Genomic DNA, 20,379 nt, shown 5'->3' on the forward strand with positions numbered 1-20,379 from the left:
ATGCCCCCCGCTCATCGGCGCCGGCTCGGCGCCAAGCACCTCGTCCTGATCGCCTTACTCGCGCTGCTGGGATCGGCGGGCGCCTTCGCCGCCGTCACCGGCAGCGCCTCCGCCCATCCGACCCCGTCACCCACAGTGACAGACACCACTGACAATCACGCCCACGCGGGCCCCGCCCGCGCCGACTTCACCGACATCAGGCGGGTCCGGCCCAACGCCCGTACGCCCCGGCCCGGGCCCGACGCGTCCACCGGCACCTTCACCACCCGCTGCGGCCGCAACCAGAACGGCCACCACAATCCCGACAACTTCATCGTCACCCCCGGCGTGACCAACGGCGCCCACCACCTCCACGACTACGTCGGCAACCTCTCCACGGACGCCTTCTCCACCGACGACTCCCTGCGCGCCGCGGGCACGACCTGCTCCCAGGGCGACAAGTCGACGTACTTCTGGCCCGTGCTGCGGGTCGTCACCGAGAAGGGCGACCGGAAGCGCGAGGGAAAGGGCGGCGACGCCTCCAACAGCGGGCGTGTCCTGCTGCCCGACAGCGTCGGTCTCACCTTCCGCGGCAGCCCCGCCGCGAAGGTCACCGCGATGCCCGAGGCGCTGCGTGTGATCACCGGCGACGCCAAGGCGTTCACCAACGGGCCGGGCAACGCCCGCGCCCAGTGGACCTGCACCGGCTTCACCGACCGCCTGCTCAGCGACGCGTACCCGCTGTGCCCGCGCGGCAGCCGGGTGATGCGCCTGCTGGACTTCCCCAGCTGCTGGGACGGGCGCGCCAAGGACAGCGCCGACCACCGCGCCCACATCGCCTTCCCCGAAGCCGCCACCGGCCGCTGCGGGCGGGGCCTCAAGGCCGTTCCGCAGCTGCGCATGACGCTCACCTACAGCGTGCCCCCGGGTCCGGTGTTCGCCGTGGACAGCTTCCCCGAGCAGCTCCGCAAGCCCGTCACGGATCACGCCGACTTCGAGAACGTGATGCCGGCCCGCCTCATGGCGGACGCCGTGCGGTGCATCAACGCGGGCCGTCGCTGCGGCTGACCGGTCACGACGACGGACGGCCGACGGCCGCCTCACGGCACGCCGACCGTGTGTCCGAATTATGAACAAACGATGGCGGGATCATGGGCGGATCGAGTAGAAAACCGCCATGTGGGTCATCTTCCTGCTCGTCGCCTGGGCCGTGGCGTTCCTCACCTGCGGACGGCTGTGTCTCGCCGCGGCCGCCGCGGCCCGGCCGGCGGAGCACGCCCCGGACGCCGCCCGCACCCACACCCTGACCCTCTACGAGACGGCGTTCCTGGCCGGTGGCCCCCAGCGGGTCACCGACCTCGCGCTGGTCACGATGGGGCGCCAGCGGCGGGTGCTGCTGGCGCACACCGGGTGGGCCACGGTCGTCGACCCGGTCGGCCATGACGAGCTGGAGCGCTCGCTGATCACCGCGATCGGGCCGGGCGGCCAGTCCCCCGTGCCCACCGTCCGCGCCGCGCACGCCGCCGCCGACGCCGTACGGGCGCTGGCCGACCGGCTGGTCGCGGCCGGGCTCGCGGTGCCCGACCCGGCCCGTACGAACGTCTCGGCGGCGGTCCGCCAGGTGCGCGGGGCCTGCGCGCTGGTGGTGGTGGCCGCGGCGGCGGCCGTGCTGATGGTGCCGCCGGAGACGACGGGCCGGGGACAGGCGGTGGCCTGGTTCGCGCTGCCGTTGCTGCTGACATCCGCATGCCTGCTGATCGCCCGGATCGAGATCTATCCCTACACGCCCTGGGCCTCGCCGGCCGGCCAGGAGCTGCTGGACCGCATCACCACCGCGTCGCCCCGCTCCCCCGCGCGGGACGGCGACGACACGGGCTTCCTCACGGCGCTCGCCGTGCGCGGCCGCAAGGCCCTCGCCGACCCCGAGCTGCGCGCCGCGCTCTGCGCCCATCTGCGCGACCACCGGTACTGACCGCCCGCTGATCCCAACGAGCCCATTGCGACCGACACGGGCGTCGGTGCTTTACTTCGCCAACCCCCGCGCGAATTATCCCTTTTGTCGCATAAGCCGAGAAGGGATGGCCAGTGAGAGCAGCAGCCCTGTACGGAGCCCTCGGATCGCTGGTCCTCTCCGCGCTCACCACCGTGCCGGCCGGCGCCCTCGACGAGGGCGGGTCCCCGGGCGTCCAGGAGGCCCGGGGCGTGGCCACCGCCGCGCGGCAGGCCGCCGCCCGCGGCATCCGCTGGACGGCCTGCCCGGCCGCCGAGCAACTGCCCGCACCCGTCCGGTGCGGCACCGTCTCCGTGCCGATGGACTACGCCCACCCCTCCGGCAAGCACATCTCCCTCACCGTCAGCCGCGCCCGCGCGACCGGCACCCGCGCCGAGCGCCAGGGGGCGCTCGTCTACAACCCCGGCGGACCGGGCGGATCGGGGATGTTCTTCCCGCTGCTCGCCGGCGTCCAGCGGTACAAGGCGACGGCCAAGGCGTACGACTTCGTCGGGTACGCGCCCCGCGGCGTCGGCCGCTCGGCGCCGATCTCCTGCGTGTCACCGGCGCGCTTCACCAAGGCCCCCACCCTGGCGCCCGAGCACCCCTCGGAGGCGTACAAGAAGCGGCGGATCGCGCAGGCGAGGGCGTACGCGCGCGGGTGCGCCCGCCGGATCGGCCCGGACCTGCCGCACTTCACCAGCCTGAACAACGCCCGCGACCTCGACGTGCTGCGCGCCGCGCTCGGCGAGAAGCGGCTGACGTACATGGGGGCGTCCTACGGCACGTACTTCGGCGCGCTCTACGCCACGCTGTTCCCCGGGCACGTACGCCGCATGGTGTTCGACAGCGTGGTCAACCCCTCGCCGCACAAGATCTGGTACCGGAGCAACCTCGACCAGTCCGCGGCCTTCGAGCGGCGGTGGAGCGACTGGCGCCGCTGGGTGGCCCGGCACGACGGCGTCTACCACCTCGGCCGCACCCGGGACGAGGTGCGCGACTCCTACGAGCGGGCCCGTCGGCGGCTGACCGCGCGGCCCGTCGGCGGCAGGATCGGCCCCGGGCAGCTCCAGAGCGCGTTCCTCCAGGTCGGCTACGCCGACAGCCACTGGGCGAGCCACGCGCACGCCCTCTCGGCGTATCTGCGCGGCGACGACAAACCGCTGCGCGCCCTCGCGATGCCCGACCCGGCGTCCGCGCGGTCCGACGAGAACGCCAACGCCGTCTACACCGCGGTCGAGTGCAACGACGCGCCCTGGCCGCGGTCGTGGGAGGTGTGGGACCGGGACAACACCCTGCTCGCCCGCCGGGCGCCGTTCGAGACGTGGGCGAACGCCTGGATGAACCTGCCGTGCGCGTTCTGGACGACGCCCCGGCAGCAGCCGCTCGACATCCGGGTGGCTCGGCACGCGCTGCCGCCTACGCTGGTGCTGGCCGCCGAGCGGGACGCGGCCACGCCCTACCCGGGCTCGCTGGAGCTCCAGCGCAGGCTGCCGGGCTCGGCGCTGGTCACCGAGCGGCGCTCGGGCACCCACGGCATCGCGTTCGGGCCCAACGCCTGCGTCAACGCTTATACGGAGAGGTATCTGCTGACCGGTGCGGTCCCGGCCCGGCGCGCGTGGTGCGCGCCGCGCGCGGAACCGGCGGCGACGGCCGGCACCGAGGAAGGGTGACGCCCGGGGTGGACCACGGGCGCCGCCCCCGCGGGGCGGCGCCCGCCGCCTCGGCGGTTACGCCAGACCGGCGACCAGCTCGGCGACGGCCTTGCGGCGACCGGTGTAGAACGGCACCTCTTCGCGGACGTGCATGCGGGCCTCGGAGGCGCGCAGGTGACGCATGAGGTCCACGATGCGGTAGAGATCGTTGGCCTCGAAGGCGAGGATCCACTCGTAGTCGCCCAGCGAGAAGGACGCGACCGTGTTGGCCCGCACGTCGGGGTAACCGCGCGCCATCTTGCCGTGGTCCGCGAGCATGCGCCGGCGGTCCTCGTCGGGCAGCAGGTACCAGTCGTACGAGCGCACGAACGGGTACACGCTGACGTAGTCGCGCGGGGTCTCGTCGGCGAGGAACGCCGGGATGTGCGACTTGTTGAACTCCGCGGGGCGGTGCAGCGCCATGTTCGACCAGACCGGCTCCAGCGCGCGGCCGAGCTTGGTGCGGCGGAAGAGGTTGTACGCGTCCTGGAGGGCGTCCGAGGTCTCGGAGTGCCACCAGATCATGACGTCGGCGTCCGCGCGCAGGCCGGAGAGGTCGTACGTGCCGCGCACGGTGACGTCCTTCTCTGCGAGCTGTGCGAACAGCTCCTCGACCTCGTCGGCGTAGCCGGAGCGGTCCTGCGGCAGGACGTCGCGGAGCTTGAACACCGACCAGAGGGTGTAGCGGATGACCTCGTTGAGGTCCTTGGCCTTCTTGCCGGCGTTCGGGGTCTTCTCGGGGGCGTCAGTCATGTCCCTATTCTCACTCGTTCGTTCCGGCGCCCGCCGTCAGGGTCGCCAGGGTCTCGTCGGCCGCCCGGTGCGCGCCGGCGATACAGGCCGGGATGCCCACACCGTCGTAGGCCGCGCCGCACACCCGCAGCCCGGGGACGCGGGCGACGTGCTCGCGGATCCGCGCGACGCGGTCGAGGTGGCCGACCGGATACTGCGGCAGTCCGCCGTTCCAGCGGGTGACGCGGGTCTCCACGGGGGCCGCGGCGAGGCCCACGGCGTCGCCGAGGTCCGTGAGCGACATCGATACCAGCTCGGCGTCCTCGCGCCCCAGATCCTCCTCGTCCTCGAACCGCCCCATCGAGGTACGCAGGACGAACAGGTCCGGGTCCGCGTCGGCGACCCAGCGCCACTTGTGGCTGGAGAACGTCGACGCCTTGATCTTCCGGCCCTCGACGGGCGGCACGAGGAAGCCGCTCCTTACGGGCAGGTCCGCGACGTCGGGGCGGCGGAAGGCCATGGTGATCAGGGCCATGGAGGCGTACCGCACGGTGGCCAGCTCGGCGGCGGCGCCGGGGGCCGCGTCGGCGAGCAGGCGCCGGGCCTCGGGCGCGGGCACGGCCACGACGACCGCGTCGGCCTCCAGCGTCCGGTCCGCCAGGGCGGCCCGCCACACCCGGCCGGTCCACCGCAGGTCGTGGACCGGGGAGTTCAGGAGGATCTCGGCGCCCGCCGCGCGCAGGGCGTCCGCGACGGCGAGCGGCAGCCGCCCGATGCCGCCGTCGATGCCCATGAACACCGGGCCGGCGGGCTGCCGCCCGGCGGAGCGGGCCTGGAGCTCGCGCACGGCCTCGGTCAGCGAGCGGTGGGTGCGGGCCGCCTCGAAGAGCTGGGGCATCGCCGTGCGCAGGGAGATCTGGTAGGCGTCCCCGGCGTAGACGCCGCCCAGGAGCGGCTCGACCAGCCGGTCCACGACCTCGTGGCCGACCCGGGCGGCGACGTAACGGCCGATGGCGATGTCCGTGCCGAGCTCGGTGGGGGGCAGTTCCTCGTCGCGGGCGATGCGGGCGAGCCCCTCGGCGGAGAGCACCCCGGAGGCGGCGAGCGCGGTGAGGTCGCCGGGCACGCCCATCATGTGGCCCGTGGGCATCGGCCGCTGGGCGCCGCGGGTCCACAGCGTCGCGCCGCCGGTGGCGGGCGGCTGGAGCCGGTCGGCCAGGCCGACGGCGCGGGCCAGGGCGACCGCCTCGGGCCGCCGGGCCAGCATCGACTCGGCGCCCAGGTCCACGGGCACGCCGGCGATCTCGCCCGCGTGGAGCTTGCCGCCGAGGCGGCCGGAGCCCTCCACGACGGTGACGCGCGCCCCGCCCGCCACCAGGCGGTGGGCCGCCGCCAGCCCGGAGATGCCGCCGCCGATGACGACCACGTGGTGCCGGGCCGTGTCGTGCCCGGGAGTGTCCGCTGCGCTCATGGGCCCACTCTCTCAAACGCCCTCGGGCCCGCTCCCGGCCGGTCGGCCGATGCCGGGCGGGTGCGCCGAGGCCGCGCGCAGGTCGGAGCCGATGCGGGCGGCGGCCTCGCGGAGGGCGGGCAGGAAGTCGCGGCGGATGTCCGCGACGGTGCCGCGGCCGGCGTGGGTGGCGACGTTGAGCGCGGCGACGACCCGTCCGGCGCGGTCCGTGACCGGCACGGCGATCGAGCGCAGGCCCTCCTCCAGCTCCTGGTCGACGAGGGCGTGGCCGTCCTCGGCGATCCGGTCGAGGAGGGCGGACAGCTCGGCCGGCGAGGTGACGGTGCGCCGGGTCGGGGCCCGGTGCACCGCTCCCCCTTCCAGCCAGGCCCGGCGCGCGTCCGGCTCCAGTCCGGCGAGGAGGACGCGGCCCATGGAGGTGGCGTGCGCGGGGAAGCGCGTACCGATGGTGATGTCGACGCTCATGATGCGGACGGTGGGGACGCGGGCGACGTAACGGATGTCCTCGCCGTCGAGCACGGCCATGGACGCGGACTCGCCGACGCGGTCGACGAGTGCGCGCAGGTGGGGCCGGACGAGGTCGGTGAAGGTGAGCTCGCCCAGCGGGGCGTGGCCCAGCTCCAGTACCCGTGGCAGCGGCCGGAAGTGACGGCCGTCGGCGGCGACGTACCCCAGCTCGGTGAACGTCCGGAGCGAGCGGCGGGCGGTGGCGCGCGGGAGCCCGGTGGCCGCGGCGAGCTCGGCGAGCGTGGCACCGCGGCCCGCCTCGCCGGCCCGGCCGAAGGCGGCGAGGACGGTCAGGCCCCGGGCGAGGGACTGGAGCGGGGCGCCGTCGTCCCGGTGGACCGCTGCCTCTGCCGGTGCGGGCGACAACGCGCCACCGGCGGTCAGGGCGGCCTCCATCGCGGGGACCGCGTCGCGCAGCGGCGTCAGGGCGGCCTCGCGCAGGGAGCGGGCGGTGTGGCGGCTGGTGTGGCTGGTGACGGTGACCGCGCAGGCGACGCGCCCGGCGGGGTCGCGGACGGGGACGGCCACGGCGACCAGGCCGGGTTCGAGGAGCTGGTCGTCCACCGCCCAGTCGTCCACCGGCTGTCCGGTCGGCGGGGCGGTGAAGAGGGCGCCGGGGGCGCAGCGGTCGGCGGGGAGGAGGTCGCCGACGCGGAGGGCGACGGACACGGCCCGGGGGCGGGCGGCCCTGGCGACGATCCGTACGCCGTCGGCGTCGGGCACGGCGACGGAGACGTGCTCGTCCAGCGCGGCCGCCAGCCGCCGCGCGTGCGGGGCGAGCGCCGGTGGCCCGCCGGACGTCAGATAGGCGTTGCCGAGCTCCATCAGACCCGCGGCGAGGGCGACGTCGCGGCCGTCGGTCCGTACGTGGCCGAGGTGTTCGAGCGTGGCGAGGACGCGGTCGACGACGGAGCGGGCCAGGCCGGTGGCGCGGACGAGGTCGGCGGGGCGGAGCCGGGCGGGGCCCTCGTGGGCGGCGAGGGCGCGCAGCACCGTGAGCCCCCTGACCAGCGGGCCCACGAGGGCGGGCGCGTCGGCACCGTTGACAGCGGTCGGCGGCACACGGAGACTCGGCACGGAGTCGATTATGAACGAAAGTTCACTGGGCGAACAACAGTCGGGAGCAGCCATGAACGACCGCATCCGGGTTGTGTACATCGTGGACGCCGTGCGCACCCCGGTCGGCAAGTACGGCGGCGCCCTCGCCTCCGTACGCCCCGACGACCTGGCGGCGCACGTGGTGCGCGCCGTCGTCGACCGGGCGCCCGCTCTCGACCCGGCCCGGATCGACGACGTCGTGCTGGGCAACGCCAACGGCGCCGGCGAGGACAACCGCAACGTCGCCCGGATGGCCGTGCTGCTGGCGGGGCTGCCGGTGTCCGTGCCCGGTGTGACCGTCAACCGGCTGTGCGCCTCCGGCCTGGAGGCCGTCGTGCACGCCTACCGGGCCATCGCCCTCGGCGACGCGTCGGTCGTGGTGGCGGGCGGCGTGGAGTCGATGACGCGCGCCCCCTATGTGCTGCCGAAGGCCGACCGGGCCTTCCCCGCGGGCCACCAGCAGCTGTACTCCACGACGCTGGGCTGGCGGATGACCAACCCCGCGATGGAGCCGCGCTGGACGGTGCCGCTGGGCGAGGGCGCGGAGCTGATCGCCGACAAGTACGCCATCCCCCGCGAGGAGCAGGACGCCTACGCCCTCGCCAGCCACCGCAAGGCGGTGCGGGCGTGGCGGGACGGCGCGTACGACACCGAGGTCGTGCCCCTGCCGGGCATCGAGCTGCCGCGCGACGAGACCGTCCGCGACAACACCTCCGCCGAGGCGCTCGCCCGGCTGAAGCCGGCCTTCCGCAAGGAGGGCGGCACGGTCACCGCGGGCAATTCCTCGCCGCTCAACGACGGCGCCGCCGCGCTGCTGCTGTGCGACGAGGAGGGGCTGCGCGAGACGGGCCGCGAGCCGCTGGCGCGCGTACGGGCGTCGGCGGCCACCGGGATCGAGCCGGACCTCTTCGGGCTCGGCCCGGTCGAGGCGGTGCGCCGCGCCCTGGCCAAGGCGGGCCGCTCCCTGGCCGACCTGACGCACTTCGAGCTCAACGAGGCGTACGCCGCGCAGGTCCTGGGGTGCTTCGCGGAATGGCCCGACCTCGACCCCGGCATCGTCAACCCCCGCGGCGGCGCGATCGCGATCGGCCATCCCCTGGGCGCTTCCGGCGCCCGGCTGGCGGGGTCGGTGGCCCATCAGCTGGCGGCGGCGGGTTCCGGCGTGGGGCTGGCGGCGCTGTGCATCGGCGTGGGACAGGGCCAGGCGCTCGTCCTCGAACGCTGAGAACCCGCTGGGAGCCGTTGAGAGCCCCGAGCGCGGCTGAGGCCAGCAGAGAGTCGAAGTGGCCGATAACCGCCCGCGGATGCCGTCTGTCCCGTCGTCCGGCCGACCGGCGGGATCACCCGTCGTCCGGCGGGGTAGGTCATGCGCATGGCACCTGAACCCCCTCAGGAACAGATGAGCCGAGAGGCGACCGGCCTCCCCGGCGCCGCCCCGGCACCGGTCCACCCGGCCCGTGACTTCGCCCCCTACCTCGGCGCCGTACTCCGCCATCCCCGGCAGCCGCCGGTCGCCGTCGCCTCCGATCCCGACGCCGTCGAGCTGACCGGCCCGGTCTTCGGACCGGCCGACGTCGGCCCGCTGGACTCCGATCTGACGCGGCAGCACCGCGGGGAGCCACTGGGCGAGCGCATCACCGTCAGCGGGCGGATATCGGACCGCCGGGGCAGACCCGTGCGCGGCCAGCTGGTGGAGCTGTGGCAGGCCAACGCGGCGGGCCGCTACAGCCACCGGCACGACCGGCACGCCGCGCCCCTCGACCCGAACTTCACGGGCGCGGGCCGGTGTCTGACCGACGACGACGGCGGCTACCACTTCACCACCATCCGGCCCGGCGCCTACCCCTGGGCCCACCACCACAACTCCTGGCGCCCCGCCCACCTGCACTTCTCCGTCTTCGGCACGGCCTTCACCCAGCGCCTGGTCACCCAGATGTACTTCCCCGGAGATCCGCTCCTGCCCCACGACGCCATTTGGAACGCCCTCCCCGACCCGGCCGACCGGGCCCGCCTGGTCGCCGCGTACGACCCGGGGCTGAACGTCCCCGAGTGGTCCCTCGGTTACCGCTGGGACATCGTCCTGGACGGGCCCGCCGCCACCTGGGCCGAGGAGGGCCGCTGACGATGTCCCCGCTGCCCGAGTTGCCGCCGACCCCCTCGCAGACCATCGGCCCGTTCCACGGCGACGCCCTGCCCTTCCCCGGCGGCGGCGACCTGGCGCCCGCCGGGCACCCGGAGACCGTCACCGTGCACGGGTATGTGTACGACGGCGCGGGCGTGCCCGTCCCCGACGCGCTGCTGGAGTTCTGGCAGGCCGGCCAGGACGGCTCGCTCACGGGCGCCCCCGGCAGCCTGTGCCGCGACGGCGCGTCCTTCACCGGCTTCGCCCGCGTCCCCACCGGCCGGGACGGCCACTTCGTCCTGCGCACCCTGCTGCCCGGCGGCGCGCCCTATCTCGCGCTGTGCGTCCTCGCCCGTGGCATCACTCGTCACCTGTTCACCCGCGTCTACTTCACCCTCCCCGCCCGCGACCCCCTGCTCGCGTCCCTGCCGACCGACCGGGCCCTGACCCTGCTGGCCGCGCCGGACCCCGGCCGCCACCGCGCCTACCGCTTCGACGTACGGCTCCAGGGCGAGCGGGAGACGGTGTTCCTGGAGTTCCCCGGCCCGGGCGAGTGACTAGCCTGGGCCGTTCGACCGGCGAAAGGGTGCGTAGGCGATGACGGCACAGCGGCTGGTGGTCATCGGGGGCGACGCGGCGGGCATGTCCGCGGCCTCCCGGGCCCGCAGGTTCAAGAAGCCCGGCGAACTGGAGGTCACCGCGTTCGAACGCGGCCGGTTCACCTCCTATTCGGCGTGCGGCATCCCGTACTGGGCCGGCGGCGAGGTCGACGGTCCCGACGCCCTGATCGCCCGGACCGCCGAGGAGCACCGCGAGCGCGGCATCGACCTGCGGACGCGCACGGAGGTGACCGAGCTGGACGTGGCGGGGCAGCGGGTACGCGCCCGCGACCTGGAGTCCGGGGCGGAGACCTGGCACGGCTACGACCACCTGGTCGTGGCGACCGGCGCCCGGCCGGTGCGGCCGCCGCTGCCGGGCATCGACGCGCGCGGGGTGCACGGCGTGCAGACCCTGGACGACGGGCAGGCCCTCATCGACGGGCTGGAGCGCACGCGCGGCCGCCGGGCGGTGGTCATCGGCGCCGGGTACATCGGCGTGGAGATGGCCGAGGCGCTGGTCCGCCGCGGCTATGGGGTGACGGTCGTCGAGCGCGCCGAGCAGCCGATGTCGACCCTCGATCCGGACATGGGCCGGCTGGTGCGCGACGCGATGTGCGGCATGGGCATCGAGGTGGTCACGGGCGCCGAGGTCACCGAGGTCCGCACCGGAGCCGACGGCGAGGTGACCGGCGTCGCCACCGAAGGGGCGGAGTACCCGGCCGACGTGGTGGTGCTGGGGCTGGGGGTGCGCCCGGAGACGACGCTCGCCCGCGCGGCCGGGCTGCCGCTGGGCGGGTCGGGCGGCCTGCTGACGGACCTGGCGATGCGGGTGCGCGGCCACGAGAACGTCTGGGCGGGCGGTGACTGCGTCGAGGTGTGGGACCTGGTCGCGGGGGCCTCCCGGCACATCGCGCTGGGCACGCACGCCAACAAGCACGGCCAGGTGATCGGCACCAACATCGGGGGCGGCTACGCCACGTTCCCCGGCGTGGTCGGCACGGCGGTCAGCAAGGTCTGCGACCTGGAGATCGCCCGTACCGGCCTGTTGGAGGCCCAGGCGAAGGCGGTGGGCCTGGGGTTCGAGTCCGTGACCGTCGAGTCGACGAGCCGCGCCGGCTACTACCCGGGCGCCCGCCCGATGACGGTCAAGATGCTCGCCGAACGCCGCACGGGCCGCCTGCTCGGCGTCCAGATCGTCGGCCGCGAGGGCGCGGCGAAGCGGGTGGACGTCGCGGCGGTGGCCCTGACCGCCCGCATGACGGTGGAACAGATGACGGCGCTGGACCTGGGGTACGCGCCGCCGTTCTCCCCCGTGTGGGACCCGGTGCTGGTCGCGGCGCGCAAGGCGGCCGCGGCGGTGGCCGCGGACCTGGGGGCGTGAAGCCGCCCCCCGGTCCGGCCGGCTAGCGCGCCGTCCGCTCGTGCACGTACTCCACGAGGTGGGTGAGGGCGTCCGGGTCCGTGGTCGGCAGCACGCCGTGCCCGAGGTTGAAGATGTGGCCCTCCAGGCCCGCCGCCGCGTCGAGGACCTCGCGGGTCTTCTCCTCGACCGCCTCGCGGCCCGCGAAGAGGACCGCCGGGTCGAGGTTGCCCTGGAGCGCCTTGCCGGGGCCGACGCGGCGTACGGCCTCGTCCATCCGGACGCGCCAGTCGACGCCGACGACGTCCGCGCCGGCCTCGCCCATGAGGCCGAGCAGCTCGCCCGTGCCGACACCGAAGTGGATGCGCGGCACACCGAGGCCGGCGACGGCGTCGAAGACCTTGGTGGAGGCGGGCATGACGGAGCGGCGGTAGTCGGCGGGGGCGAGCGCGCCGACCCAGGAGTCGAACAGCTGCACGGCCGAGGCGCCGGCCTCGATCTGCACCTTCAGGAACGCGGAGGTGATGTCCGCGAGCCGGTCGAGGAGGTCGGCCCACAGCTCGGGGTCGCCGTACATGAGCGCCTTGGTGTGCTCGTGGTTGCGCGAGGGGCCGCCCTCGACCAGATAGCTGGCCAGGGTGAAGGGCGCGCCGGCGAAGCCGATGAGCGGGGTGGCGCCGAGCTCGGCGGTGAGCAGCCCGATGGCCTCGGTGACGTACGGGACGTCGGTGGCGTCGAGCGGGCGCAGCCGGTCGAGGTCGGCGCGGGTGCGGATCGGCTCGGCGACGACCGGGCCGACGCCCGGCTTGATGTCGAGGTCGATGCCGATGGCCTTCAGCGGCACGACAATGTCGCTGAAGAAGATCGCGGCGTCGACGTTGTGGCGGCGGACGGGCTGGAGGGTGATCTCGGTGACGAGCTCGGGCCGCATGCACGACTCCAGCATCGGGATGCCCTCGCGCACCTTGCGGTACTCCGGCAGCGAGCGTCCTGCCTGCCGCATGAACCACACCGGTGTGTGCGGTACGGGCTCGCGTCGGCACGCCCGCAGGAACGCCGAGTCGTACGCCGCGGTGCGGCCGTTCTGCTGCTGGCCGGCGGCCTGTCCGGCATCCCTGCGCTCACTCATGTCCCAAATCTTCGCACGGGCCGAACGAGTGACCCGCCCATGTGGGTGTCCCTACCCGGAACGGGGCCGCGTTCCGCCTAGTCTTCCGGGCATGGCTGCGGCGCAGGGACACCTCTCGGACGGTCCGGACGACGAGGATGGGGAGGGCTCCCCGTCCGTCTTCCGGCAGGCGGTGGCCGGGTTGCAAGGGGTGCGCCTGCGGCCCGAGATCGAGCTCGACGCGACGCCGCCGCCCCAGCGGCTCGCCCCCTTCTCGTACGCCCTGGAGGCCGCCGTCGTCGTGGACGACGAGGAGCTCGCGGACGGGCGGCTGATCCTGCTGCACGACCCGGCGGGGCACGAGGCGTGGGGCGGCACGTTCCGGCTGGTGACGCTGGTCCACGCCGACCTGGAGCCGGAGATGGCGGCGGACCCGCTGCTGCCGGAGGTGTGCTGGTCGTGGCTGACGGGCGCGCTGGAGGCCCGGCGGGTGCCGTACGGCGCGCCGAGCGGGACGGTCACGCGTGCGAGTTCGCACTACTTCGGCGGGCTGCGGGAGCGGGAGCCGTCGACGCGGATCGAGATCCGGGCGTCGTGGTCCCCGGAGGAGCCGCCCACGGGCCCCGCCCGGAAGGCGGAGCAGCACGCCGCCGCGGGGGTGCCGGACACGGCCGCACACCTCGCGGCCTGGTGCGATCTGCTGTGTCAGATCGCGGGGCTGCCGCCGGGCGGGACGCCCGACGCGGGTGTGGTGACGCTGCCCCAGCGCCGCGATCCACAGAGTCGTTGATCGATCAATCGTCCTAATTGTCCGAATTGTTACTCATCAATTCGTGATCTTCCCCTAAAGCCGGGACGCTTCGGTGCCGAAGGAGCTTGTGACCCTTCCCATACGGATCGCCCCGGCTTACCCCCAAGTCGGCACCGTCCCCGCCACTCCCCCCATGGAGGCTTGGTGTCCGTTCTCCTCGAGCAACCTGCGAGCCTCGCCTACCGCCCGAACAAACCGACGGCCATGGTCGTCGTCGCCGACCCCCGAGTCCGCTCCACCGTCACCCGCCACCTGTGGGCGCTGGGGGTAAGAGATGTGATCGAGGCGTCGTCCATCGCGGAGGCTCGCCCCCGCGTCGGCAATCCGCGCGACATCTGCGTGGCCGACGTCCACCTTCCCGACGGCTCGGGACTCACCCTGCTCTCCGAGACCCGCGCCGCCGGCTGGCCCAACGGCCTGGCCCTGTCCGCCGCCGATGACATCGGCGCCGTGCGCAACGCCCTCGCGGGCGGCGTCAAAGGCTATGTCGTCACCGGAACCCGCACCAATCTCGGCCTGCCCGGCCGTCCCGGTGCCGCGCCCATCGGCTCCGCCGCCGCGGCCCGCATGCACCGCCGCCCGCCCGGCGCGCCCGGCCACCCCGGCGGCTACCGCGAGCTGTCCGGCCGGGAGGTCGAGGTGCTGCGGCTGGTCGCGGAGGGACAGTCCAACAAGGCCATCGGCGTCTCGATGGGGCTGTCCGCACTCACCGTCAAGAGCCACCTCGCCCGCATCGCGCGCAAGCTCGGCACCGGCGACCGGGCCGGCATGGTCGCGGTGGCACTGCGCACCGGCATCATCCACTGACCGCTCACCACGGGCGGGCCGAGCCCATGGAAACGCGGGGAAATGGCACCACGCCCGTCGACAGGGACGTTCCGTCGGCGGGCGCTTGCCATACACAGATACCCTTGACCGGTGACCGACGCCCAAGAGACCGCAGCAGACACGACACTGCGAACCACCGGGGGCGGCCCCCCGGACGACGTCGATTCGGCGCCGATCCCCCTGTTGGAACCACGCGAAGGCATCCCGCCGGTCGTCGCCGACAACGATGCCCTGGCCGAGATCGTCGCGGCGTTCGCAGCCGGTACGGGCCCCGTCGCCGTCGACGCCGAGCGCGCCTCCGGCTACCGCTACGGCCAGCGCGCCTACCTCGTACAGCTGCGCCGCGAAGGCGCCGGCTCCACGCTGATCGACCCGGTCGGCTGCCCCGACCTGTCCGCCCTCGGCGAGGCGATCGGCGACACCGAATGGGTGCTGCACGCCGCCACGCAGGACCTGCCGTGCCTGCGCGAGATAGGGATGACGCCGTCGCAGCTCTTCGACACGGAGCTGGCGGGACGGCTCGCGGGGTTCGCCCGGGTGGGACTCGGCGCCATGGTCGAGAACGTCCTCGGATACGCCCTGGAGAAGGGCCACTCCGCCGTCGACTGGTCCACCCGCCCGCTGCCGGACCCCTGGCTGCGCTACGCCGCGCTCGACGTCGAGCTGCTCGTCGACCTGCGCGACGCGCTGGAGGAGGAGCTGGAGCGGCAGGGCAAGCTGGAGTGGGCCCGTCAGGAGTTCGCCGCGATCGCCGCGGCGCCGCCGGCCCCGCCCCGCAAGGACCCCTGGCGCCGTACGTCCGGCATGCACAAGGTCCGCCGCCGCCGGCAGATGGCCGTGGTGCGCGAGCTGTGGACCGCGCGCGACGCCATCGCCCAGCGGCGCGACGTCTCGCCCGGCAAGGTGCTCGGCGACGCCGCGATCATCGAGGCCGCGCTGAACGTCCCGCCGAACGCGCACGCCCTGGCGGCCCTGCCCGGCTTCGGGCACCGGATGAGCCGCAAGCAGCTGGAGGGGTGGCAGGCGGCGATCGACCGCGCCCGCGCGATCCCGGACGCCGAACTCCCGCAGCCCGGCCAGCCCCTGACCGGTCCGCCGCCGCCGCGCGCCTGGGCGGACAAGGACCCGGAGGCCGCCGCCCGCCTCTCGGCGGCCCGCGCCGCGGTGTCGGCCCTGGCCGAGCGCCTCACCATGCCGCAGGAGAACCTGATCACTCCGGACACGGTGCGCCGCCTGTGCTGGGAGCCCCCGGCGAATCCCACCCCGGAGGCGGTGGCCGAGGTGCTGGCCGCGCACGGCGCCCGTCCCTGGCAGATCGAGCAGGTCACCCCCATCCTGGTGACGGCGCTGGGGACACCCGCCGCCTGACCGCGACTCCCCGAGGCCCGGGCCGCGCCGAAAGGCGGGGTCCGGGCCTGTTCCATGTGATCCCGGATGTGACCTTCGACGCCCCCGGAGGGGGCTGGGCAGCTTGGTTACCCACAAGTAGCATGAGGGCATGAGTCCGCGTCGCGGCGGAGCCGTACCCCCGGCATGCCCGCGCGCAGCGATCCACCTGGAGGAGAGCCAACGTGCCTCGTACCGCTAGGGACGTCGTTTTCGTCGACGGCGTCCGCACCCCGTTCGGCAAGGCGGGCCCGAAGGGCATCTATCACGAGACCCGCGCCGACGACCTCGTGATCAAGTGCATCCGCGAGCTGCTGCGCCGCAACCCGAACCTGGACCCCGCCAAGATCGACGAGGTCGCCATCGCCGCGACCACGCAGATCGGTGACCAGGGTCTGACCCTGGGCCGCACGGCCGGGATGCTCGCGGGCCTGCCGCAGACCGTGCCCGGCATGTCCATCGACCGGATGTGCGCCGGCGCGATGACCGCCGTGACGACCGTCGCCGGTGGCGTCTCCTTCGGCGCGTACGACATCGCCCTCGCGGGCGGCGTCGAGCACATGGGCCGCCACCCCATGGGCGAGGGCGTCGACCCCAACCCGCGCTTCGTCTCGGAGAAGCTGGTCGACGACTCCGCGCTCGTCATGGGTATGACGGCGGAGAACCTGCACGACCGCTACCCGCAGCTCACCAAGGAGCGCTCGGACGCGTACGCGGTCCGCAGCCAGGAGAAGGCCGCCAAGGCGTACGCCGACGGCAAGATCCAGGCCGACCTGGTGCCGATCTCCATCCGCCGCACCACGCCCGAGGGCGGCGAGCTGGGCTGGGGCCTGGCCACCGCCGACGAGCCGATGCGCCCGGGCACCACCATGGAGGGTCTGGCCAACCTCAAGACCCCGTTCCGCCCGCACGGCCGGGTCACCCCCGGCAACGCCTCCGGCCTCAACGACGGCGCCACCGCCTCGCTGATCGCCGCCGAGGACGTGGCGCGCGAGCTGGGCCTGCCGGTCCGGATGCGCCTGGTCTCCTACGCCTTCGTGGGCGTCGAGCCCGAGGTGATGGGCTACGGCCCGATCCCGGCGACCGAGAAGGCCCTCGCCAAGGCGGGCCTGTCCATCGAGGACATCGGCCTGTTCGAGCTGAACGAGGCGTACGCGGTGCAGGTGCTCGCGCTCCTGGACCACTACGGCATCGCGGACGACGACCCGCGCGTCAACCAGTACGGCGGCGCGATCGCGTTCGGCCACCCGCTGGCCTCCTCGGGCGTGCGCCTGATGACGCAGCTGGCCCGGCAGTTCGAGGAGCAGCCGCACGTCCGCTACGGCCTCACCTCGATGTGTGTCGGCCTCGGCATGGGCGGAACGGTCATCTGGGAGAACCCGCACTTCGACGGAGGCAGCAAGTGAGCACGACCGCTGAGCTTTTGAAGGGCGCGGCCGAGCTGTTCCCGGGTGAGGTCGTCACCCAGGCGCACGTGCGCCACTTCGACCTTCCCGGCGGTGCGGGCGCGTTCGCGCTCATCACCCTGGACAACGGCCTGGACCACACCAAGCCGACCACCTTCGGCCCGCGTTCGCTCGCGAACCTCGACGCCGCGATCGACCAGGTCGAGGCGGAGGCCGCGGCCGGGAAGATCGTCGGCGTCGGTGTCACCGGCAAGCCGTTCATCTTCGCCGTCGGCGCCGACCTCAAGGGCGTGGAGCTGCTGGCCCGTCACGAGGACGCGCTGGCCATCGGCAAGGGCGGCCACGACGTCTTCAAGCGGCTGTCGTCGCTGGCGGTGCCGACCTTCGCGTACTACAACGGCGCGGCCATGGGCGGCGGCGTCGAGGTCGGTCTGCACTGCTCGTACCGCACGGTGTCCAAGGCGATCCCGGCCTTCTCGCTGCCCGAGGTCTTCCTCGGTCTCGTCCCGGGCTGGGGCGGCTGCGCGCTGCTGCCGAACCTGATCGGCGCCGACCGCGCGGTCTCGGTGATCATCGAGAACTCGCTCAACCAGAACAAGCAGCTGCGCGGCAAGCAGGTCTTCGAGCTCGGCATCGCCGACGCGATCTTCGAGGGCGCCGACTTCCTGGAGCAGTCGCTGCTCTGGACCGCGTCGGTCCTCAAGGGCGAGACCGAGGTCGCCCGCCCGGAGATCGACCGCGGCGAGGCCTGGGACCAGGCCGTCGAGCGCGGCCGGTTCATCGCCGACTCCAAGGTGCACGGCGCGGCCCCGGCCGCCTACCGCGCGCTGGAGATCATCGCCGCGGCGAAGAACGGCGACCTGCGCGCCGGCTTCGACGCCGAGGACCAGGCCCTCGCGGACCTGATCATGGGCGGCGAGCTGCGCAGCGGCATCTACGCCTTCAACCTGGTGCAGAAGCGCGGCAAGCGCCCGGCCGGCGCCCCGGACCGCTCGCTGGCCCGCCCGGTCACCAAGGTGGGCGTCGTCGGCGCCGGCCTGATGGCCTCTCAGCTCGCGCTGCTGTTCCTGCGCCGCCTGGAGGTGCCGGTCGTGCTGACCGACATCGACCAGGAGCGGATCGACAAGGGCGTGGGCTACGTCCACGGCGAGATCGACAAGCTGCTGGCCAAGGGCCGCATCGGCCAGGACAAGGCCAACCGCCTCAAGGCGTCGGTGACGGGCTCGCTCGACAAGGCCGCCGCCTTCGGCGACGCGGACTTCGTCATCGAGGCCGTCTTCGAGGAGATGGGCGTCAAGCAGCAGGTGTTCGCCGAGGTCGAGGCGGTCGTTCCGGCCCACACGATCCTGGCGACCAACACCTCCTCGCTGTCGGTCTCCGAGATGGCGTCGAAGCTCAAGCACCCCGAGCGGGTCGTCGGCTTCCACTTCTTCAACCCGGTCGCGATCCTCCCGCTGCTGGAGATCGTGCGCGGCGAGCAGACGGACGACGCGTCGCTGGCCACCGCCTTCGGCGTGGCCAAGAAGCTGAAGAAGACCGCGGTACTGGTGAAGGACGCCCCGGCGTTCGTCGTCAACCGCATCCTGACCCGCTTCATGGGCGAGATCCAGAACGTCATCGACGAGGGCACCCCGGTCGCGACCGCCGAGAAGGCCATCGAGCCGCTCGGCCTGCCGATGTCCCCGCTGGTGCTCCTGGAGCTGGTCGGCCCGGCCATCGGTCTGCACGTCTCCGAGACCCTGAACCGCGCCTTCCCGGACCGCTTCACGGTCTCCCCGAACCTGGCCGCCGTGGTCAAGGCCGGCAAGCGCGGCTTCTACGTCTACGACTCCGGCAAGCCGGAGCTGGACCCCGAGGTCGCCGCGCTCCTGAAGCAGGGCGATGTCGTCCTGACCGAGGAGCAGGTGCGCGAGCGCGTCCTGGACGCCGTCGCGCAGGAGATCGGCCTGATGCTGGACGAGGGCGTCGTCGCCGAGGCCCAGGACATCGACCTGTGCCTGATCACGGGTGCGGGCTGGCCGTTCCACCTGGGTGGCATCACGCCGTACCTGGACCGCGAGGGCATCTCCGAGCGGGTCATCGGGCGGCGGTTCCTGCCGGTGGGTGTGGCGAGCGTTCCCGCGTAACGCCGCCGGCCGGGGTTCGGGGCTCCGCCCCGGACCCCGGTCCTCGAACGCCGGACGGGCTGGAGATCAGCGCGTCCGGCGTTTCGGTGTGCGCGCGTCTTCCTGCCCGGCCCTTTTCAGCCCGTCCGGCGTTTGAGGACACGAAACGGTGAAAGGGCGGGACAGGGGCAAAATCCCCCTCCCCGACCACCTACCGCCCCGCACCCCACTCCCGAGCCACCTCCGCGAGCGCGGCAACCGCCTCGCCCACCAGGCGATCCTCGTCCCGCACGCGGCGATTGTGCTCTACATGCAAGAACGGCACCCCTACCGCCTCCGCATGGTCCCCCTCCACGTTCGTACGCCCCTCCAGGCGCCCGCAGTAGCGCTCCCACACCTCGCACACCTTCAGCTCGCGGGCCCGGAGCGCCTCGGCCAGGCGGCGAGCCGACGGCAGGCCGGTGTCCCCCTTGCCGGGAGAGACGACCACGTCCTCGCCGGGCAGGCTGCTGTCGGCGAAACCGTGCACCTGGAGGGCGGGGAGCCTGCGGTCGGCGAGCGCGTCGGAGACCGCCGCGAAGACGGAGTCCCTGCGGTGGGCCACGTCCGCCGCGCCGTCCGCCTCGGCGCGGTGCGCGCCCGCCAGGACCATGACGCCGCCCGGAGTGGCGCGCAGCAGGCCGACGCCGAGCTGTTCGGTGTGCTGGTCGGCGGTGGGGTGCGGGACCTGCACCTGCCAGCGGACCGGACCGCTGAGGTCCGCGTAGACGCGCCCCCAGCCCCGCCGGGCCTCGCCGTCCGCGGTGGCGTCGGCGACCTCCGCGACCCGGCGGCCGCCGTCCCGGTCGACGAGGACACGTACGGTGTAGCCGGCCTTGGCCAGCGTGCGCTGGGACTTGGCCCGGTCGCCGTCGAGGAGTGCGCGGACGCCGTCGGCGACGGCGCGGCGGTCGCTCTCGGCGGGCACGCGATAGGTGCCGCCCGGGGCGATGCGGTCGGTGAAGCTCGTGACCCGTTGCCGGAGGTCCACGGTCTCCGTCGGACCGGCGCGGTGCTCGACGCCGGGGAGCGGTCGGTCGGCTCCGGGGGAAGCGTTCGAGCAGCCGGACAGGGCGCTCAGCGCCGCCACGGCCGCGGCGGTGGCGGACAGGCCGGACCGAACCGACCGAACAAGAGGCGAATT

17 protein-coding genes are annotated in these 20,379 nt (G+C 73.9%); 12 read left to right on the forward strand and 5 right to left on the reverse strand.

The window, feature by feature from the left end; translation table 11 throughout:
- From ACZ303_RS21985 to ACZ303_RS21995, 3 genes are all read left to right on the forward strand, one after another.
- Positions 1-1,047 (forward strand): DUF1996 domain-containing protein, encoded by a 1,047-nt coding sequence (locus tag ACZ303_RS21985; RefSeq protein WP_467341497.1) that lies wholly within the window; start codon positions 1-3, stop codon positions 1,045-1,047.
- A gap of 109 nt (positions 1,048-1,156) precedes the next feature.
- On the forward strand, positions 1,157-1,951 hold the full coding sequence (locus ACZ303_RS21990) for a TIGR04222 domain-containing membrane protein (RefSeq protein WP_467341498.1): 795 nt from the start codon (positions 1,157-1,159) through the stop codon (positions 1,949-1,951).
- A gap of 113 nt (positions 1,952-2,064) precedes the next feature.
- Positions 2,065-3,642, forward strand: coding sequence for an alpha/beta hydrolase (locus tag ACZ303_RS21995; protein ID WP_467341500.1), 1,578 nt, complete (start codon positions 2,065-2,067; stop codon positions 3,640-3,642).
- Positions 3,643-3,699: 57 nt separating this feature from the next.
- Here ACZ303_RS21995 and hemQ read toward each other — a convergent pair whose 3' ends face one another.
- Genes hemQ through ACZ303_RS22010 form a run of 3 tightly spaced genes read right to left on the reverse strand, consistent with a single transcriptional unit; the run spans position 3,700 to position 7,450 of the window.
- A complete protein-coding gene (gene hemQ, locus ACZ303_RS22000) occupies positions 3,700-4,416 on the reverse strand; it encodes a hydrogen peroxide-dependent heme synthase (RefSeq protein ID WP_467341501.1) in 717 nt (238 codons plus the stop codon).
- Between the two features lie 10 nt (positions 4,417-4,426).
- Positions 4,427-5,866, reverse strand: a complete 1,440-nt coding sequence (gene hemG / locus ACZ303_RS22005; RefSeq protein WP_467341503.1) for a protoporphyrinogen oxidase — start codon at positions 5,864-5,866, stop codon at positions 4,427-4,429.
- 12 nt (positions 5,867-5,878) lie between these two features.
- A complete protein-coding gene (locus tag ACZ303_RS22010) occupies positions 5,879-7,450 on the reverse strand; it encodes an IclR family transcriptional regulator domain-containing protein (RefSeq protein ID WP_467341505.1) in 1,572 nt (523 codons plus the stop codon).
- Between the two features lie 52 nt (positions 7,451-7,502).
- Here ACZ303_RS22010 and ACZ303_RS22015 point away from each other — a divergent pair, with 52 nt between their 5' ends.
- The 4 genes from ACZ303_RS22015 to ACZ303_RS22030 all read left to right on the forward strand — a co-directional run bounded on the left by ACZ303_RS22015 (position 7,503) and on the right by ACZ303_RS22030 (position 11,573).
- Entirely contained in the window at positions 7,503-8,696 is a 1,194-nt protein-coding gene (locus ACZ303_RS22015; protein WP_467341507.1) for a thiolase family protein, read from the forward strand.
- 147 nt (positions 8,697-8,843) lie between these two features.
- On the forward strand, positions 8,844-9,593 hold the full coding sequence (gene pcaH / locus ACZ303_RS22020; protein WP_467341509.1) for a protocatechuate 3,4-dioxygenase subunit beta: 750 nt from the start codon (positions 8,844-8,846) through the stop codon (positions 9,591-9,593).
- A 2-nt stretch (positions 9,594-9,595) separates the two neighbouring features.
- Positions 9,596-10,150, forward strand: coding sequence for a protocatechuate 3,4-dioxygenase subunit alpha (gene pcaG, locus ACZ303_RS22025; RefSeq protein ID WP_467341511.1), 555 nt, complete (start codon positions 9,596-9,598; stop codon positions 10,148-10,150).
- Positions 10,151-10,190: 40 nt separating this feature from the next.
- Complete coding sequence (locus tag ACZ303_RS22030) at positions 10,191-11,573, forward strand: FAD-dependent oxidoreductase (RefSeq protein ID WP_467341513.1); 1,383 nt, start codon at positions 10,191-10,193, stop codon at positions 11,571-11,573.
- Positions 11,574-11,595: 22 nt separating this feature from the next.
- Here the strand turns inward: ACZ303_RS22030 and hemE are convergent, their stop codons facing one another.
- On the reverse strand, positions 11,596-12,681 hold the full coding sequence (gene hemE / locus ACZ303_RS22035) for a uroporphyrinogen decarboxylase (protein WP_467341515.1): 1,086 nt from the start codon (positions 12,679-12,681) through the stop codon (positions 11,596-11,598).
- A 91-nt stretch (positions 12,682-12,772) separates the two neighbouring features.
- On the opposite strand from hemE, the gene ACZ303_RS22040 reads away from it, so the two are divergent.
- From ACZ303_RS22040 to ACZ303_RS22060, 5 genes are all read left to right on the forward strand, one after another.
- Positions 12,773-13,450, forward strand: a complete 678-nt coding sequence (locus tag ACZ303_RS22040; protein WP_467341517.1) for a DUF3000 domain-containing protein — start codon at positions 12,773-12,775, stop codon at positions 13,448-13,450.
- Between the two features lie 165 nt (positions 13,451-13,615).
- Entirely contained in the window at positions 13,616-14,278 is a 663-nt protein-coding gene (locus ACZ303_RS22045) for a response regulator transcription factor (RefSeq protein ID WP_116214433.1), read from the forward strand.
- Between the two features lie 111 nt (positions 14,279-14,389).
- Positions 14,390-15,667: an HRDC domain-containing protein gene (locus ACZ303_RS22050; RefSeq protein WP_467341521.1), complete on the forward strand. Its 1,278-nt coding sequence runs from the start codon at positions 14,390-14,392 to the stop codon at positions 15,665-15,667.
- A gap of 203 nt (positions 15,668-15,870) precedes the next feature.
- Entirely contained in the window at positions 15,871-17,091 is a 1,221-nt protein-coding gene (locus ACZ303_RS22055; RefSeq protein ID WP_467341523.1) for a thiolase family protein, read from the forward strand.
- Positions 17,088-19,217, forward strand: coding sequence for a 3-hydroxyacyl-CoA dehydrogenase NAD-binding domain-containing protein (locus ACZ303_RS22060; protein WP_467341524.1), 2,130 nt, complete (start codon positions 17,088-17,090; stop codon positions 19,215-19,217). The genes ACZ303_RS22055 and ACZ303_RS22060 overlap by 4 nt, the downstream gene beginning before the upstream one ends.
- A gap of 190 nt (positions 19,218-19,407) precedes the next feature.
- On the opposite strand, the gene ACZ303_RS22065 is transcribed toward ACZ303_RS22060, so the two are convergent.
- Entirely contained in the window at positions 19,408-20,325 is a 918-nt protein-coding gene (locus tag ACZ303_RS22065; protein ID WP_467341525.1) for a hypothetical protein, read from the reverse strand.
- Between the last annotated feature and the right edge of the window lie 54 nt (positions 20,326-20,379).

This window comes from Streptomyces sp. NPDC023527 (genome assembly GCF_055560115.1).